17 protein-coding genes are annotated in these 17,213 nt (G+C 70.5%); 9 read left to right on the top strand and 8 right to left on the bottom strand.

Annotated features, from left to right (window positions below):
- Positions 1-13: 13 nt before the first annotated feature.
- Together LQ940_RS15080 and LQ940_RS15085 are read right to left on the bottom strand one after the other, a co-directional pair.
- Entirely contained in the window at positions 14-1,198 is a 1,185-nt protein-coding gene (locus LQ940_RS15080; RefSeq protein WP_231244330.1) for an acyl-CoA dehydrogenase family protein, read from the bottom strand.
- Positions 1,199-1,252: 54 nt separating this feature from the next.
- On the bottom strand, positions 1,253-2,836 hold the full coding sequence (locus LQ940_RS15085; RefSeq protein ID WP_231244331.1) for a thiamine pyrophosphate-dependent enzyme: 1,584 nt from the start codon (positions 2,834-2,836) through the stop codon (positions 1,253-1,255).
- 96 nt (positions 2,837-2,932) lie between these two features.
- On the opposite strand from LQ940_RS15085, the gene LQ940_RS15090 reads away from it, so the two are divergent.
- The 8 genes from LQ940_RS15090 (at position 2,933) to LQ940_RS15125 (ending at position 9,901) form a co-directional block, all read left to right on the top strand.
- Positions 2,933-3,250 (top strand): hypothetical protein, encoded by a 318-nt coding sequence (locus tag LQ940_RS15090; RefSeq protein WP_231244332.1) that lies wholly within the window; start codon positions 2,933-2,935, stop codon positions 3,248-3,250.
- A gap of 268 nt (positions 3,251-3,518) precedes the next feature.
- Positions 3,519-4,397, top strand: a complete 879-nt coding sequence (locus LQ940_RS15095; protein WP_231244333.1) for an alpha/beta fold hydrolase — start codon at positions 3,519-3,521, stop codon at positions 4,395-4,397.
- Between the two features lie 36 nt (positions 4,398-4,433).
- A complete protein-coding gene (locus tag LQ940_RS15100; protein ID WP_231244334.1) occupies positions 4,434-5,405 on the top strand; it encodes a cyclase family protein in 972 nt (323 codons plus the stop codon).
- 79 nt (positions 5,406-5,484) lie between these two features.
- A complete protein-coding gene (locus LQ940_RS15105) occupies positions 5,485-6,309 on the top strand; it encodes an SDR family oxidoreductase (protein WP_231244335.1) in 825 nt (274 codons plus the stop codon).
- Positions 6,306-7,163, top strand: coding sequence for an SDR family NAD(P)-dependent oxidoreductase (locus tag LQ940_RS15110; protein WP_231244336.1), 858 nt, complete (start codon positions 6,306-6,308; stop codon positions 7,161-7,163). The genes LQ940_RS15105 and LQ940_RS15110 overlap by 4 nt, the downstream gene beginning before the upstream one ends.
- Position 7,164: 1 nt before the next feature.
- Positions 7,165-8,619 carry an aldehyde dehydrogenase gene (locus tag LQ940_RS15115; protein ID WP_231244337.1) on the top strand — a complete coding sequence of 485 codons (1,455 nt, stop codon included), beginning with the start codon at positions 7,165-7,167 and terminating at the stop codon, positions 8,617-8,619.
- Between the two features lie 2 nt (positions 8,620-8,621).
- A complete protein-coding gene (locus LQ940_RS15120) occupies positions 8,622-9,488 on the top strand; it encodes an NAD(P)-dependent oxidoreductase (protein WP_231365098.1) in 867 nt (288 codons plus the stop codon).
- Positions 9,485-9,901 (top strand): carboxymuconolactone decarboxylase family protein, encoded by a 417-nt coding sequence (locus tag LQ940_RS15125; RefSeq protein ID WP_231244340.1) that lies wholly within the window; start codon positions 9,485-9,487, stop codon positions 9,899-9,901. Before LQ940_RS15120 ends, LQ940_RS15125 begins: the two co-directional genes overlap by 4 nt.
- On the opposite strand, the gene LQ940_RS15130 is transcribed toward LQ940_RS15125, so the two are convergent.
- Both LQ940_RS15130 and LQ940_RS15135 read right to left on the bottom strand, forming a co-directional pair.
- Complete coding sequence (locus LQ940_RS15130; RefSeq protein WP_231244341.1) at positions 9,898-10,527, bottom strand: TetR/AcrR family transcriptional regulator; 630 nt, start codon at positions 10,525-10,527, stop codon at positions 9,898-9,900. The genes LQ940_RS15125 and LQ940_RS15130 overlap by 4 nt on opposite strands.
- Positions 10,524-11,105, bottom strand: a complete 582-nt coding sequence (locus LQ940_RS15135) for a TetR/AcrR family transcriptional regulator (protein ID WP_231244342.1) — start codon at positions 11,103-11,105, stop codon at positions 10,524-10,526. Before LQ940_RS15135 ends, LQ940_RS15130 begins: the two co-directional genes overlap by 4 nt.
- Positions 11,106-11,345: 240 nt before the next feature.
- On the opposite strand from LQ940_RS15135, the gene LQ940_RS15140 reads away from it, so the two are divergent.
- A complete protein-coding gene (locus LQ940_RS15140) occupies positions 11,346-12,596 on the top strand; it encodes a flavin reductase (protein WP_231244343.1) in 1,251 nt (416 codons plus the stop codon).
- A 65-nt stretch (positions 12,597-12,661) separates the two neighbouring features.
- Here LQ940_RS15140 and LQ940_RS15145 read toward each other — a convergent pair whose 3' ends face one another.
- The 4 genes from LQ940_RS15145 to LQ940_RS15160 all read right to left on the bottom strand — a co-directional run bounded on the left by LQ940_RS15145 (position 12,662) and on the right by LQ940_RS15160 (position 17,210).
- On the bottom strand, positions 12,662-13,561 hold the full coding sequence (locus LQ940_RS15145) for a VOC family protein (RefSeq protein WP_231244344.1): 900 nt from the start codon (positions 13,559-13,561) through the stop codon (positions 12,662-12,664).
- A 49-nt stretch (positions 13,562-13,610) separates the two neighbouring features.
- On the bottom strand, positions 13,611-14,783 hold the full coding sequence (locus LQ940_RS15150) for a hydroxylase (protein WP_231244345.1): 1,173 nt from the start codon (positions 14,781-14,783) through the stop codon (positions 13,611-13,613).
- 28 nt (positions 14,784-14,811) lie between these two features.
- Positions 14,812-15,669, bottom strand: coding sequence for an alpha/beta fold hydrolase (locus LQ940_RS15155; RefSeq protein ID WP_231244346.1), 858 nt, complete (start codon positions 15,667-15,669; stop codon positions 14,812-14,814).
- 128 nt (positions 15,670-15,797) lie between these two features.
- A complete protein-coding gene (locus LQ940_RS15160) occupies positions 15,798-17,210 on the bottom strand; it encodes an MFS transporter (RefSeq protein ID WP_231244347.1) in 1,413 nt (470 codons plus the stop codon).
- Positions 17,211-17,213: the final 3 nt, after the last annotated feature.

A 17,213-nucleotide genomic window follows, 5' to 3' on the forward strand; every position in this document is an offset into this window, starting at 1 on the left:
GCTCCCGCCATGCTCAGTAGGACCGCGGCATGCCGAGCTCGCGCTGGGCGATGCCCGCCAGGATCAGGTTGCGGCTGATCGGAGCGATCAGGGAGCCACGCGAGCTCTGGAACTTCCGGGCGATGCCGAACTCCTCGGTCAGGCCGTAGCCGCCGAAGGTGTCCATGGCGGCGTTCGCGGCCTTCCACTGGGCGTCCGCGGCGAGGAACTTGCACGCGTTGGCGTAGAAGCCCTCGCGGCTGCCGGCGGCGTACAGGCGCGCGGCCTCCCAGCGCATGACGCTGGCGGCCTTGAGCTCGACGTAGGCCTGGGCGATCGGGAACTGGATGCCCTGGTTGCTGCCGATGAGCTTGCCGAAGACCTCGCGCTCCTTGGAGTAGCCCACCGAGCGGTCGATGAAGTAGAGGCCGGCGCCGATGTACTCCGACGCGACGCTGACCCGCTCGGAGTTCATCCCGGACAGGATCACCTTGAACCCCTTGCCCTCCTCGCCGATGAGGTTCTCGACGGGGACCTTGAGGTTGGTGAACGTCAGCTGGTTGGTCTCGTGGTTGCTCATGACCTTGATCGGGCGCGACTCGATCTGGCCGTTCTCCTTGGCCTCGCGCACGTCGACGAGCAGCACCGAGATGCCGTCGGTCTTCTTCTCGACGTCCTCGTAGCGCTCGGTGCGCACCAGCAGCAGCATCAGGTCGGTGTGCAGGAAGCGGGAGGTGAAGATCTTGCCGCCGTTGACGATGTAGTGGTCGCCCTCGCGCTTGGCGAAGGTGCGGATCCGGGTCGTGTCGGTGCCGGCATCCGGCTCGGTGACGCCGAAGGACTGCAGGCGCAAGCCCTCGTTGGCGATCTGGGGCAGCCACTTCTGCTTCTGCTCGTCGCTGCCGTGCCGCAGGACCGCGCCCATCTGGTACATCTGCGCGTGGATCAGCCCGGCCGAGTTGCCCCAGCGGTTGAGGGTCTCCAGGACGATGCACGACTCGTTGATCGTGGCGCCGCCGCCGCCGTACTCCTCGGGGATCAGCATCGAGAGCCAGCCGTTGTCGGTGAGCTCCTTCACCCAGTCGTCCGGGTACTCCTCGGCGCGGTCGAGCTCGGTCCAGTACTCCTGGGGGTACTTCTGCGCCAGGTCGGAGACGGCGTCGCGGATGGACTCCTGCTCCTCCGTGATCAGGTCGTCGGCCAGCCAGTCTTTCGCCATGGGGGTTCCTTACTCGGGACTCGGGTTGTCAGCAGGGGTGGTCAGGAGGGGTGGTCAGGACTCGACACGGACGTCGAGCAGGAGGGGTTCGCGGCGCTCGCCCAGCGTGGGCACGACCTCGTCCAGCACCGCGAGCAGCTGCTCGTGGCTCTCGACCCGGATCGACGCGCAGCCGAAGCCCTGGGCGAGCAGGCCGGGGTCGATCTCGCCGAACCCCGGCCACGGGGGCTTGCCACCATGGTCGGCGGCGAGCCGGTCCATCACGGCGTAGCCGCCGTTGTTGAGGATCACGTAGAGCGTCCCGACCCGGTAGTGGGCCGCGCTCCACAGCGCCTGGATGCCGTAGAGGCTCGCGCCGTCGCCGACCATCGCGACGACCGGACGGTCGGCCCGCGCCATCTTGACGCCGGTCGCCGCCGGGATCGCGAAGCCGAGGCCGCCCTGCGCGATGGTCAGGAAGCCGAACGGCGCCCGGGCCGGCATCAGCTCGAGCAGCTTGGACCGCGTGGAGGGGCTCTCCTCCAGCACGGTGGACTCGGCGGGCAGCCGGGCCGCCACCGCGGCGTACACGTGCTCCGCGCGCAGCGGGCCGTCGGTCGCAGGCACCAGGTGGGTCAGGTCGCGCGGCTCGAAGGCCGTCGCGTCGGCGCGCGGGGCGACCCGCTCGGCCAGGTCGGCGACGACGGCGACCACGTCGCCGAGGACAACCAGGTCCGCGGCGCTGTAGGTGGCCACGTCGTCGAACCCGGTCACGACCACGACGTCGGTGCCGGGCTCCACGAAGGGGCCGGGGCGGTAGGTGCCCTGGCGGAACGCCGGGCCCCCCACGACGAGCACGAGGTCATGGTCGGCCAGCGTCTTGCGCAGGCCCGGGCGCAGTGGCGGCAGGTGGCCGCGGAAGCGGGGATGGTCGTGCGCGAACCCGGCCTGGGAGGCCGAGGACTCCTGCCACACGGGGGCGTCGAGCCGGTCCGCCAGCGCCGCGATGGCACGCCATGCCTCCGGGGAGTCGGCCTCGGGACCGACCACGATCGCCGGGTGCCGGGCCGCGTCCAGGCGCGCCGACAGCTCGGCCCCCAGGACCGGGTCGGCGGCCTGGCTGCGGCGTACGACGGTCGGGGCCGCCGGCCGGGCCTGCTCCTCCGCGGGCTCGTCCCAGTCGCCCATCGGGACGATGACGACCGCGGGGCCGCGTCCGAGGACCGCCTCGTGGTAGGCGCGCTGAACGGCGCCGGGGATGGCCTGCGCGCAGGCCGGCGTCCGGATGGAGACCGGGTAGTCACCCGCGAGGCCGTCCAGGTGCCCGGCCAGGAACGGCTCCGAGGCGATGTGCCGGCGGTCCTGCTGGCCCACCAGGATGACGAGCGGCGCGTGGTTGGTGCGGGCGGTGGCGATGGCCCCGACCGCGTTGCCGAAGCCGGCGGTCGTGTGCAGCAGCACCAGCGACGGCCGGTCGGCGGCCAGGGCGTGGCCCGCGGCCATCGCGACGACCGAGTTCTCGTGCAGCGCGAGCACGAAGTCGAGGTCGTCGGGCAGGTCGGTCAGCAGCGCCACCTCGGTCGACCCCGGGTTGGCGAAGATCGTGGTCATCTCGAGGTGACGCAGCGTCTCGAAGAGCTGGTCGCGGACGGTACCCATGGCTCCACTCTCGTCAGCCCCCGTGGGCCACACTGGCAACCTCGCAGTGAGTGGAACTGCACTCTGTGCGCAGACCTCGATTCCTACAGTGGCGACATGGACACGGAGGCCGGATCCGCCCGCAACCGCATCTACCAGGTCACCTCGCTCGACCCGGAGACGCTGCTGGCCATCGCCGACCGTCTCGACGTGGCGACCTCCTTCGCCGACCTCATCTACCGCGAGAGCGAGATCGACGCCCTGTGGAGCCTGGTCGACATCCAGGTGACCGCGGCCGAGCACAGCGGCTCCGCCACGGAGCTGGCCAGGTGGACCGGCCTGCGCTCGCGACTGTGGGAGGCCCACGACCTGGTCCCCGAGGGCCGGTGCCGCGAGTCGGCCGCGATCCTGCGCGAGCTCGTCCAGACCTGGTGAGGTCCTCCGCCGGGCGAAGCGGCCAACGGCGCACTCCTCCCCCGCTCGACCACGGGAGGCTTGATTGTTCTCCCGCCCAACGGAAACCGTCCATGTAATGGGTGCTCTAGGTGCTTAGAGTGCCTGGACAGGGCAGGTCATGCAGACAGCGACGAATCCTGGAAGTCCTTGCCGGGCACATCCACCCCGGCTAGCCTCACTCTCTGTAACGAGCCCTCCAGTGACGCAGGCCACGATCGCCGCGTCCGCCAATCAGAAGAAGGCACACATGACGACTGACACCATCGCCGCACCGGCCGCGATCCGCTCCCACGACCTCGAGGTGGGCGACGGGCTGACGATGCGCGTCAACGAGTCCGGCGAGCGCAAGCCCGGACAGCCCTCGCTGCTGATGCTGCACGGCTCCGGTCCTGGCGTCAGCGGCCTGTCCAACTGGACGGCCATGCTCGAGTCGCTCGGCACGAAGTACCACTGCATCGCCCCCGACATCATCGGCTTCGGCGACTCCAGCCACCCGGACCCCTCGCCCCAGGGCTACGAGGCCAACCGCGACCTGCGCATCGACAAGATCTTCACGATGCTCGACGAGCTCGGAGTCGACCAGGTGATCCCGCTCGGCAACTCCCTCGGCGGTCTCTACACGCTCCGCATGGCCCAGCTGCAGCCCGAGCGCCTGCACAGCATGGTCCTCATGGGCTCCGGCGGCGCCCCGAACCTGCCGCTGCTCCCCGCGCTGGGCAAGCTGATCCGGTACTACGACAACCACAGCCCCGAGGGCATGGGCGACCTGCTGCTCGAGTTCGTCTACGACAAGGAGGCCTTCGGCCCCCGCATCGCCGAGCTCTCCCACGAGCGCTACACCATCGCGGACCGCGAGGACATCCGCCGCTCGCACGCGGCGACGTTCGCCCAGGTCGGCGAGCCGCCGCGCTACTCGGTCGAGGAGCTGGCCGCGATCGACGTGCGTGCCCTGGTGATCCACGGCCGCGACGACGCCGTCGTCCCGCCCGAGGCCAGCAAGTACATCGCCGAGCACCTGCCCAACGCCGACCTGTACATCCTCGCCAAGTGCGGCCACTGGAGCCAGGTCGAGCAGGCGGACCGGTTCAAGACCCTCGTGGACAACTTCGCGGCGGGGCTGATCTGACATCTCCACCACCTTCACGCCTCGAGAGGCCCTCGCATGACGACTCGCGACCTCACGGTCAGTGAAGAGCACTTCGCCGCCCTCGCCGCCGAGCACCGGCGGTGGGGGCGGTGGGGCGTGGACGACCAGCGCGGCGCGCTCAACCTGGTGACCCCGCAGCGGGTCGCCGCCGCCGCGGGCCTGGTCCGCAAGGGCGCCGTGTTCTCGCTGGCGCACCCGATTGGCCCCAACGGACCCACCGTCTTCATGGGCGGGCGCTTCGCCCCCGTCCACACCTTCACCCGCTCGGGCGACGACATCCGGCGCTTCTACGCCGAGGGCGGCTCCGGTATCAGCTTCACCGACGACGTGATCGTGATGCCGCTGCAGAGCTCGACCCACTGGGACGCGCTCTCCCACGCCTTCCACGACGGCCGCATGTACAACGACCGCGGCCCCGAGCACGTGCGCTCCGGCGGCACCGAGGCCAACTCGATCACCGAGGCGGCCGACCGCATGGTCGGGCGCGGCGTGCTGCTCGACGTGCCTGCCCTCACCGGCCGCGACCACCTCGACATCGGCGAGGCCATCGAGGCCGACGATCTCCAGCAGTGCTGTGAGCGTCAGGGCGTCACCGTGGGCGAGGGCGACTTCGTGCTCGTGCGCACCGGCCGCCTCGGCCTGGCGGCCCGCACCGGCGACTGGGGCCCCGAGTGGGGCACCGGGATCAACACCGGCCTCGGCGTGTCCGCGGCCGCGTGGCTCCTGGAGCGCGACGTCACCGCCGTCGCCGCCGACACCTTCTCCGTCGAGATCATCCCGGCCCAGACCTCCGCCTTCGGCGAGCACGCGCCGGTCCACGCACTGCTGCTGCAGGGCGCCGGCGTGCACATGGGCGAGCTCTGGTCCCTCGACGAGCTCGCCGCCGACTGCGCCGCCGACGGGACCTACGAGTTCCTCCTGGTGGCCGCGCCGCTGCTCGTGGACGGAGCCGTCGGCTCCGCCTGCAACCCCCAAGCGCTCAAGTGAAGAACCCCCTCGGTCCAGCGGCCGTCCCGGAGCACCGGGACGCCCTGGGCCGCCGACAGCACGAACAGTAAGGAGTGCGATGTCCAGCCTCAACGGCACACAGGCCCTGGTAGCCGGAGGTGCGGTCAGGAACCTGCCCGCCATCCGGGCCCTGGTCGACGCCGGCGCCCGCGTGGTGATCCAGGCCCAGACCCCCGAGGAGACCAAGACGGCCCACCAGGTCGCCGCGGACCTCGGGAGCCAGGTCCAGGTCACCACCCGTCCCGTCGCCACCTTCGCCGACGCGGAGGAGCTCGTCGCGGCCATCGTCGAGGAGCACGGCTCCGTCGACGCGCTGGTCACGCCCGTGGCCCCTGATGACGCGCCCTCGCTCGTCGACCTCGACGAGGAGAGCTGGACCGACTACAAGTCCGCCTACGTCACCCGCGCGGTCGCGCTGACCCGCGCGGCGAGCGCCGTCATGGCCGGCCAGGCCACCGGCGGTCGCGTCGTCGTCCTCAACTCCGCGTCGACCTTCGTCGCCCCCGGAGCGGCGCAGTCCGCCGCCAACGCGGCCCTGCTCTCCCTGAGCAGCGCGGCCTCGGCCGGGCTGCGCGACACCTCGGTCCGCGTCAACGGCCTCCTGCTCGGCGTGCCGGGCGCGTACCAGGGCGGCGTGCCGGCCCCGACCGGCGAGGTCGACATGTTCGGCCCCACCGTCGCGTGGCTGGCCGGCGAGGAGTCCGAGGGCGTCAACGGCAAGTTCGTCTACGTGGGCGGCAGCGACGTCGGCTTCTACTCGATGCCGATGGTCATGGAGAACGCCAACGTCCAGGTCCGCTTCGACGGCGAGGCGGACTCCGCCACCGTCGGGCAGTTCCTCAACAACCTGGTCGACATCGGAAAGGTGCAGAGGCAGGCATGAAGACTTACACGAACAAGGTGGCCATCGTCACCGGTGGCGGACGCGGCCTCGGCCGTGCGTGCGCGCTCGAGCTCGCCCGGCGCGGGGCCAAGGTCGTCGTCAACGACTTCTTCGTCGGCGAGGACGGCGTCTCCGCCGCACAGCTGGTCGTCGACGAGATCGTCGCGGCCGGCGGCGAGGGTGCCGCGAGCACCGACAGCGTCGCGACGTTCGCGGGCGCCCAGGCGATCGTCGACGTCGCCGTCGCCAGCTTCGGCCGCGTCGACTTCCTGGTGACCAGCGCGGGCACGTTCAACCCCGCCCGCATCACCAACATCGGCCAGGACGTCTGGGACAACATCACCGGCGTGCACCTCGACGGCCACGTCGCCTGCCTGAACGCGGCGGCCAAGCAGATGATCGCCCAGGGCGACGGCGGCCGGATCGTCACGGTCTCCTCGCGCGGCGGCCTGTTCGGCGCCGAGGTCGCCTACTCGGGCGCCAAGGCCGGGATCATGGGCCTCTCCTCGGCCGCGGCCCTCGAGCTCGCCGAGCACGGGATCACCGTCAACTGCCTGCTGCCCAGCGCGCAGACCCAGCTCTTCTCGAGCGCCGCCGAGACGCGGCTGTTCGGGGGGATGCCGGTCTCCATGCACATGGAGCCCGAGTACATCGCCCCGGCGGTCGCCTACCTGTGCCTCGACGAGGCCAAGGACTTCACCGGACAGTTCCTCTACGCGTCGGGCAACGACGTGTGCGTCTACGGTCCGCCGCTGCGCGTCGAGCGCACCACGACCTTCGTGCGCAACACCGGCGCCTGGAGCGTCGAGGGCCTCGCGGAGTACCTGCCCCACCTGATCGAGAGCGGGTCCTGACATGGAGCACATCCCAGGCGTCTACATCGACGGCCAGGCCCGCGACGGTCTCGCCGGCGACTTCCAGGTCCAGAACCCGGCGACCGAGGAGTACTTCGCCACCGTCTCCCTCGCCAACGGCGCCGACGTCGACGATGCGGTGCGCTCGGCCAGGCTGGCGCACGAGTCCGGGGTCTGGCGCGACACCCCGCTGGCCGAGCGGCAGAAGGTGGTGCTGCGCATCGCCGAGCTGATCGAGGAGCGCGCGCCCGAGCTCGCCCGGCTGCGGACGCTGTCGATCGGCGCGCCGTACGCGGAGCACCTCTCGATGTCGGCTCCGCTGACCCGCATGTACGTCGAGTCGGTGGAGAAGGTGGTGTTCGAGCAGGTGCGCCGCGACTCGCTCGGCGACGCGCTGGTCATGCGCAAGCCGATCGGCGTGGTCGCCGGCGTCGTGCCGTGGAACGTCCCGGTGCGCAACGAGCTCAAGAAGCTGATCCCGGCACTGCTGTGCGGCAACACGATCGTGCTGAAGCCGGCGCTGGAGTCCCCCCTCACCGGGGCGGCGCTCATGCGGATCTTCACCGACGCCGGGCTGCCGCCGGGCGTCGCCAACCTGGTCGTGGGCGGCCCGGAGACGGGTGAGGCCCTCGTGGCGCACCCCGACGTGCGGAAGATCGCCTTCACCGGGTCGACCGCGACCGGCGCCCGCATCGCCGCGGTGGCCGGCCCGCAGTTCAAGCGGCTCCAGCTCGAGCTCGGCGGCAAGTCGGCCGCGATCGTCTGCGACGACGTGGACCTGGCCGACGTGATCCCGCCGCTGCTCGGCTTCGGGTTCGCCAACAGCGGCCAGATCTGCGCGTCGCTCTCCCGCATCGTGGTCCCCCGCCGCCTGCAGGACGCCATCGTCGAGGCGCTGGCCGAGGGCGCACGCCGTCACGTGCTGGGCGACCCGATGGACCCGGCCACCACCATGGGTCCGGTCGTCAGCGAGCGTCAGCGCGACAAGGTGCTCGGCCTGATCGAGAGCGGTCGCCAGCAGGGCGCCCGGCTCGCCGCCGGCGGCGGGGTGCCGGCCGGCCTCGACCGTGGCTGGTTCGTCGAGCCCACGGTGTTCGCGGACGTGACCAGCGACATGCGCATCGCCCAGGAGGAGATCTTCGGGCCGGTGCTCTCGGTGCTGCCCTACGACACCGAGGACGAGGCCGTCGCGATCGCCAACAACTCCGAGTACGGCCTGCACGGTGCCGTGCACTCCAAGGACCCGGAGCACGCCTTGGAGCTGGCGAAGCGCATCGACACCGGCACGGCCGCGGTCAACAGCTTCGACGTGCCGCTCTCCGCGCCCTTCGGTGGCGTCAAGAGCTCCGGCGTCGGGCGCGAGAACGGCGTGGAGGGCTTCGACCACTACCTGGAGTGGCACTCCTACAAGCTGACCCCGACGCTGGCCGACACCTTGCAGCAGCGCGGTCTGTGACCATGCAGCATCTCGCCTTCATCGGCCTCGGCAACATGGGCCTGCCCATGGCGCTGCGGCTGGTGGCGGCCGGCCACCGTGTGACCGGCCACGACGTCGACCCCGGCGCCGTGGACCGGGCGCGCGAGGCCGGACTCACGACCGCGGGCTCTGCCGCCGACGCCGTCGACGGCGCCGCGATCGTGGTCTTGATGCTGCCGAGCTCCGACGTCGTGGAGGCCGTCGTCGACGGCCTCCACGACGTCCTCACCACCGGCACCACCGTCCTCGACATGAGCTCCTCGGACCCGATCCGCACCCGCGCGCTGGCGCGCTCGCTGGCCGAGCGCGGGGTCGCCCTCGCCGACGCCCCGGTCTCCGGCGGCGTCACCGGGGCCGTCGCGGGCACGCTCACCGTCATGGTGGGCGGCGAGCCCGAGGCAGTCGACCGCGTGAGCGGCCTGCTGGGCGAGCTCGGCACCGTCAAGCCCGTCGGCGGCCCGGGTGCGGGACACGCGCTGAAGGCGCTCAACAACCTGCTCTCCGGCGCCCACCTGCTGGCCTCCAGCGAGGCCATCGAGGCCGGGCGCCGGTTCGGTCTGGACTACGACGTCATGCTCGACGTCATCAACACCTCGACCGGCCGCAGCTGGTCGACGCAGTACAAGTACCCCACGTTCGTCGTCCCCGAGACCTTTGACTCCGGCTTCAGCCTGGCGCTGCTGGTCAAGGACATGCACACGGCCACGAGCCTGTGCGAGGAGGTCCACCTCCCGGCCCGGCTCGGCGCTGCCGCCACCGCGCTGTGGGCCGAGGCCGAGGCCGAGCTCGCGCCCGGCTCCGATCACACCGCGATCGCCCCCTACGTACGAGACCAGGACGGCTCATGACCCCCGCCGAGACTCCCGCCGATGGGGCCGCGCAGGCCTACATCGACGACATGGCCCGCAAGCGCGGGTACGTGCTCGACTACCACAAGACGATGGCCGCCCACGACTTCGACGTGCTCAAGGCGGCCAACGGCCTGGTCTCCGCGGCCTACCTCGAGCAGCGGCTGCTCGACCGCAGGACCAAGGAGCTGCTGTTCATCCTCAGCCTCACGGTGATGCGCTCCTCGCAGGCCCACATCCGCAGCCACATCCGGGTCGCGCTCGAGATCGGCGTGTCCCCCCAGGAGATCCTCGAGGCCATCGAGATCGCTCTCCCCGAGGCCGGCGTCGTCGCCTTCCAGGAGGGCCTGGAGGCCTGGGTCGCCGAGGTCGGCGCGGTCGGTCTCGAGCCCAGCCCCGACCTCGCGCCCTAGCTGCGACGCTCGCTGTGGCGCCGCGCGGCGCGCACGAAGGTCCCGAGGAAGAGCTGGACGTAGACCTCCACGTCGAATCCCTCGTCGACCTGCGCCGCGACCAGTGCGCCGTCGGAGAACGCGACCACCAGCCGCGACAGGTCCTGCGCCAGCAGCGGGTCGGGGTGCGGCCGCAGGGCCTCCAGCAGCCAGGCGGTGATCATGCCGGCGATCTGGGCCCGGATCTCGGAGAACAGCACCCGGGCGCGCTCGTACTGGTCGCGTCGTTCCAGCAGCAGCTGCATGCCGACGACCAGGAAGTCGGGCATCCCCTGCAGCGACCGGATGGCGCTCTCGAGCACCTCGGCAAGGTCGCGGCTGCCGGCCGCGCCCTCGCCCAGGGGCGCAGCGGCGAGCCAGCTCGTGTAGCTGGTGTGGAGGACCTCGGCGAAGAGGGCGTCCTTGTCCTCGAAGTGCCAGTAGATGGAGGAGACGGGCAGCCCCGAGCGTGCGCAGACGGCCGCGATCGTCGTGCCGTCCAGTCCGCGCTCGCGCACCAGGGCGGCGGTCGCGGACAGGATGCGGTCCTTGGAGCCCTCCTGGGCGGCTCCGGCCTTGCCCGGCGCCGCCGCGGCCGGCGGCGTCACGAGGCCCACCCCTCTTCCAGCATCATCGCCGCCATGCCGTCGGCGATCAACGAGACCATCCGCGGGACGTCCCGGGCGGCCGTGCTGCGCACGTGGACGAACATCCCGTCCATCAGGATCATGTAGAACTCCGCGAGCTGGTCCGGGATGGCTGGGTCCCGCTCGAGCACGGCCGGGTCGACCAGCTCGCGCCAGTCGTCGCGGATGCCGGCGGTCGTCTGTCTTCTGACCTCCACAAAGATCCGACGGGCCGCGGGCTCCTCGACGCGCTGCTGCATCGCGAGGAGCAGACCGAGACCCCAGAACTGCGGGTTCATCGCGAACCCCACCGAGGCCTTCTGCATGCGGTACTCGAGCTTCTCGGGCAACGCGTCGGGCTCACCGCTCGTCGCCCACGGGCCGATCGCCGAACGCCATTGGTCGTAGCTGTGCTCGAGCGTGGCGGCGAGCAGCTTGTCCTTGCTGCCGAAGTGCCAGTAGATGGAGCTGGCCGGCAGTCCGGTCCGCTCGGTCACCAGCGCGACGGTGGTGCCGTCGTAGCCCCGCTCGGAGGCGATGTCCAGCGTGGCCTCGATCACGGCCTGACGGGACTCGTCGCCTTGTCGGTGTCGACGGTCTGTCTTCCTGGCCACGCCCCATTGCACCACATCCCCACCACGAGCAACAGCACCAAATCGGTCTTGACTCGCTACAGGGAAACGGTCACTCGCGCGCATAGCATTAGGGGACAGGTCAGGATAGACTCGGTATTTCGACATCAAGCGCCGTCATCACGTCTGTAGTGAACACTCCAAGGAAGCGCTTGCGAAGGGATGATCATGGGCGACGACGCCACCCCCACCATCGATGCAGCCACCTTCCGCGAGGTGATGGGCCACTACCCGACGGGCGTCGCGGTGGTCACCGGGTTCGACGGTGACGAGCCGGTCGGGATGGTGGTCGGCACCTTCAGCGCGGTCTCCCTCGATCCGCCGCTGGTCACGTTCATGCCCACGCGGGGCTCGGGCACCTACGCCCGGCTGCGCAACGCGCCGTCGTACTGCATCAACGTGCTCGCCCACGACCAGCTCGAGCTGTGCCGCACGATGGCCGCGCCGCGCCCCGACAAGTTCGACGGCGTCGCCTGGGAGACCTCCCCCTACGGCGCCCCCATGCTCAGCGACGCCGTCGCGCACGTGCACTGCGTCGACGACACCGTCGTCGAGGCGGGCGACCACGACATCGTCCTGTGCCGGGTGCTGGACATGGCGGTGAGCCGGCCGGCCACTCCCCTGCTCTTCTTCCAGGGCGGCTACGGGGGGTTCAACCCCCGAGGCATGGCCGCGCAGGGCGACGCCGAGCTGATCTCGGCGATCCGGCTCGCGGAGTCCGCGCGCCGGCCGGTCGAGAGGCTGGCCGAGCGGCTCGGCTGCGAGGCTGCCTGCCTGGTGCAGATCAGCCCTGACGAGCTGACGACGGCGATCAGCTCCTACGCCGGCGACGCCTCCATGAGCGAGCACCTCGGCCGCCGACTGCCGCTGATGCCGCCGATCGGCGAGGCCTGGGTTGCCGGCGCGCCGGACGAGGTCGTGGAGCGGTGGCTGTCCAGGGCGCTGCCCCAGGAGCCCGAGGTGGTCGAGCGCTATCGCCAGCGACTCGAGACCGTCCGTACCCGCGGTGCCGCGCTGTCGATCATCGGGTCCAGCGGCCACGAGCAGTACGAGGCCCTGTCCGAGGCCCTCATCGAGTACGCCAGCGGGCAGGCCACGCCCGCCCGCGAGCGGGCGCTGCGCGCGCAGATCTCGCAGTTCTCCAGCTTCTACGAGACGCTGGACATCGTGGACGACGAGGTCTACGACCTCGGGTCGATCGTCGTGCCCGTCCGCGACCCCAGCGGCGCCATCGTGATGACCCTGCGGGTCCGCCAGCTCCCCCGCGGGGTCACCGGCCGCACCGTCAACGAGTGGATCGACCTGGTCAAGGACGCCGCCGCCGGCGTCGAGCGCGACCTCGCGGGGCCGGGCGCGACCGCCCACCTGCACGACTACCACGCCTGGTACGACGGCGACTTCCCCGGTCTCCCCCGGTAGCGAGCCACCCACGGCATGAGGCCTCGGACCCGATGGGGTCCGAGGCCTCAGGTGCCTGCCGGGGATCAGGGCAGCGGGTGCACGATGCCCGGCGGGCGCGAGCGCGCCTCCTCCTGGAACTTGTGGCCCCAGATCTGGTTCTGGTGGAAGACCTTGGGCTGCCAGTTCTCGGTGATCTCCATGCCGTCGAAGCCGTACTCGATGTTGAAGCCCGAGGGCGTGGTGACGTAGAAGCTGAACATCTGGTCGTTGGAGTGACGTCCCAGGCTCAGCACGAGCGGGATGTCCATCTTCTCGACCAGGTCCCAGCCGGTGCCCACGTCGTTCATGCTCTTGTACTGCAGCATGAGGTGGTTGAAGACGCCGACGCCCTCCGGACCCTGCCCGATGGCGAAGGTGTGGTGGCGCGCGTTGACGTGGTAGAAGTGCGCCTTGAAGCCGTCGAACAGGATCTTGTCCGACAGGTCGAAGCCCATGACGCCGCTGTAGAAGTCGTGCCCCTTCTCGATGTCCGGGACGAACAGCAGGATGTGGCCCAGGCCCTGGTCACCCGTGACGAAGCCGTCGATGTTGCGGCCCGGACGGAAGCTGGCCACCTTGAACGACTGGGCCCAGCTGATCTCGTGGCGGAAGCCCCACGGGTCGTCGAAGAAGATCAGCTTGTTGACGCTGCGAGACGCCGCGTGCTCGTCGTCCCCGAACGTCGCGACCACGCCGGCCTCGGCGAGGGTCGCGGCCATGGTGTCGAGGTCGTCCTCGAAGTCCACGGACCAGCCGAAGTAGGCGGTCTCGTCCTTCTCACCGGGGTGGACCTGGATACGCCACAGGGCGTCGTCGAGCTTGAGGCGGACGGCGCCGTCGGGGCCGGGCTCGGTGAGCATCGCACCGAGGAAGTCGGGACCGAAAGTCTCCCACTCCTGGTAGCGGGGCGACCTGACGCCGATGTAGGCAAGTGACTTGATCATGTTCTTCTCTCTTTCGGCCTGGATGAGGAGCGGGCGTACGGACGATGGATCAGACGAATGCGAACTGCGGCTCTTCGTCACCGAGGTCGTCGAGGGCCCAGAGCTGGTAGATGTTCTCCGCCACGTTGCAGATGTGCACGAGAGCCGTCTGGCTGTCGCGCCAGTAGCGCTCGTTGGGCAGGGACCGGTGGATCGAGGCGGCGCCGGCGCTCTTGTAGAGCCGGTCGATCGCGTCGACGGCGCGCCGCGAGGCACGGACCTGGTCGCGACGGAAGGTCAGCCGCTGGCTCCAGGTGAGCTCGCCACCCTTGGCGAGGTAGTCGTAGACCTCGCTCATGGACGTCAGCAGGTGCGAGCGGCTCGCGGCGATGTCCGACGCGGCCTCCCCGTAGAGCAGCAGGAAGCTCGGCTCCTTCTTCGCGGCGCTCCCCGAGAACGCGTCGACGCGACGCTCGAGGTACTCGCGGTAGACCATCAGCGCGCCCTGGGCGACGCCCTGGGTGGCGGCGCCGATGCCGGCCGAGAACATCACCGGGAAGTTGATCTTGTAGAGCGGCTTGCCCTCCTGGCGGTAGGCGTACTTCAGCTCGTTCATGTCCGGCGAGCTGACCGTGCGGTAGTCCGGGACGAAGACGTCCTTGAGGATGAGGTCCTTGGACCCGGTGCCCCGCAGGCCCAGGGTGTTCCAGGAGTCCTCGACGATCTCGTAGTCGCCGCGCGGGATCACGAAGTGTCGCACCTGCGGCGGCTGCAGCGGGTTGCCGGCCTCATCGGCGACCATGCCGCCGATGACCACCCACTGGCAGTGGTCGGTGCCGGAGGAGTAGGTCCACCGCCCACTGAGCTGGTAGCCGCCGTCGACGGGGATCGCGCGACCGAACGGCGCGTACGGCGAGGCGACCCAGGTGTCGGGGTCCTCGGCCCACAGCTCCTCGCACAGGCGCGGGTCGAACTGGCCGAGCTCCCACGGGTGCAGGCCCACGACGCCGCTGACCCAGCCGGCGGACGGCTGGTGGTGGCCCATCTCCATGGCTGCCTCGAGGAAGTCGGAGGGGTGCGACTCGAAGCCGCCCCACTCCTTGGGCTGCAGCATGCGCATGATGCCGGACTCCTTGATGAGCCCGGCGGTGGTGTCGGTGAGCTTGCCCAGGGCGTCGCTCGCCTCGGCCTCGGCGCGGAGGGTGTCCGCACTGGCCGCGATGTTCTTCATGACGTCGGTCATCGTGTGCTCCTTGTTGAGGTCGGGGAGGTCAGGCCGTGACGAACTCGGCGACCATGCGGTTGAACGGCTCGGCGTGCTCGACCTGGGCCCAGTGGCCGCAGCGGGCAAGCAGGACCATCCGGGAGTTCTTGAGGGTCGCGACGAGCTGCATGGAGTGCTCGTAGCTGACGACGCGGTCGTCGCGGCCGTGGATGAGCAGCGCGGGGATCTCGACCTTGGCCAGGTCGGCCAGCGAGAACCACTTCGGGATGATGCCGCCGAACTTGGCGGTGGCGGCCAGGTAGTTCTCGAGGTGCTCGGGGTAGGCCTGCGCGTTGGCGGCCCGCTCCTGGGCCAGCTCGTCGGTGGCGAACCGGTCGTCGAAGGTCATGACCTCGACGATCTTCTTCATGTTCTCGGGCGAGGGGTCCCGGTAGGCCTGCACCAGGACCTTCATGCCCTCCGACGGTCCGTCCTGGGGGCTGAAGAGCTTGGGGGCACCCGGGCCGGAGCCCGGTCCCATCGTGATGATGTGCGAGACCCGGTCAGGATGCTCGACGGCAAGGCGCAGGGTGGTGATGCCGCCCATGGAGTTGCCGACGAAGGCGGCCTTGTCGATCCCCAGCGCGTCCAGGAGCTGGACCGCCACCTCGACGTGGTCGAGGCGGTCGGGCGGGCAGGTCTCCGACTTGCCCCAGCCCGGCATGTCGACGGCGTAGACGTGCAGGCCGGCGTCCGCGAGGGCGCCGAGGTTCTGCTTGAAGTTGCTCCACCCGGTGGCCCCCGGGCCGCTTCCGTGCAGCAGTACGACGTGGCGGTCACCCTCACCCGCCTCGTTGTAGTGGATGTTCCACTCCTTCGTCTGCACGAAGCGGCTGGTCGAGCTCTCGCTCAGTTGGTCACTCATTAGGTTTCAACCCTCACTGTCGCTGCTGTCGTCCGGAACCGGTGGCCACGGCCATCGCTTCCCTAGAGTGATTACTCCAGACGAAGTGTACGAAGAATGTGGCGCGGACCACAAGGTTTTCGGCAGACTCATGCGGCCGTCTTCCCCGCAGGTCGGGGGCTGCGGACCAGGAGCAGCGAGGCGCCGATGGCGCTGAGCACCAGCAGCGCCATGACGGCGAACGCGAGCACGAAGTGCTGGTCGAGCAGCGACTGCGTCGACGCGGTGAGCCGCTCATCCCGACCTGCGAGGAACTGCTCGGCCTGGGTGGCCGACAGGCCCCCGGCGACCAGCGTCAGCATCAGCGAGGTGCCGAGCATCGTCCCGAGCAGCTGGAACAGCGTGCGGACCGCGTTGACGCTGCCGGCGCGTTCCGGCGGCGCCTCGTGCAGGATCGTCGTGCTGTTCACCGTGGCGAAGGCCCCGGTCGACAGGCCCACCACGGCCAGCGCGAGGAGCAGCAGCACGGTAGGGCCGTCGATCAGCAGCCACGCCAGCACGGCGCCCACCCCCGCGAGGACCACGACCGAGTAGCACAGGGCGACCAGGCGCTCGTCGTACCGGGTCAGCCGGCCGCCGAGGATGCTGCCGAGCGCGACCCCCGCTGGCAGCGGGGTGATCTTGAGCGCGGCCTCGGCCGGACCGTCCCCCAGGACTCCTTGGAGGTAGAGGCTGATCAGGATGGCCGTGACCAGCCGGGGCACGATGAGGGCACCGCCGGCGTAGTTGGCGGAGGTGAAGCTGCGGCTGCGCAGCAGGGCGAGGTCGAGCGCCGGATGCCGCGCCCGCCGCTCCACCCGCAGCAGGAGGCGGAGCAGCACCAGGGAGAGGAGCACGGGGCCGACCAGCTCGAGGCTGACCCAGCCCGCGTCCTGGGCGCGTGAGAGCCCGAGGAGCAGAGCGGCGACCGAGGCGAAGATCAAGGCGTTGCCGAGCCAGTCCACTCCCGAGCCGGCGCTCCCGGAGGACGACCGCGTGGGCAGTGAGCGGAGGATCCCCCAGGCGAGGGCCAGGGTGACCGTGGCGACGGCCAGCGTGAGCAGGAAGATCCAGCGCCAGGACCCAAGGGCCGTGGCTACGCCGCCGATGCTCGGCCCCGCGGTCTGCGCCACGGCGAACCCGGCGAGGTAGACCCCCATGGCGCCGCCGAGCCCGGGGCCGCGGAAGAGCAGCACCACGATGGCGGCGGAGTTGGCCAGGAGCATGGCGCCGCCGGCGCCCTGGACGGCCCGGGCCACGATGAACAGCCACGGGTCCTGCGCCACGACCAGCGCGAGGCTGGCGGCGGCGAACGTCAGCAACCCGGAGAGGAAGACGCGCCGCGGGTCGTAGCGGTCCGAGATCTGGCCCATCAGGACCAGGAGCGCGCCGCTGAACAGCATGTACGCCAGCAGCATCCAGGAGCCCTGGAACGCGGAGGCGCCGAGGTCCGCCACCGCGTCGGGCAGGGCGACGTTGAGCATCGTGGCGTTCAGGCCGATCAGGGCACTGGACACGAACACGAC

The sequence above is a fragment of the Nocardioides sp. cx-173 genome (genome assembly GCF_021117365.1).
Taxonomy (GTDB): Bacteria; Actinomycetota; Actinomycetes; order Propionibacteriales; family Nocardioidaceae; genus Nocardioides.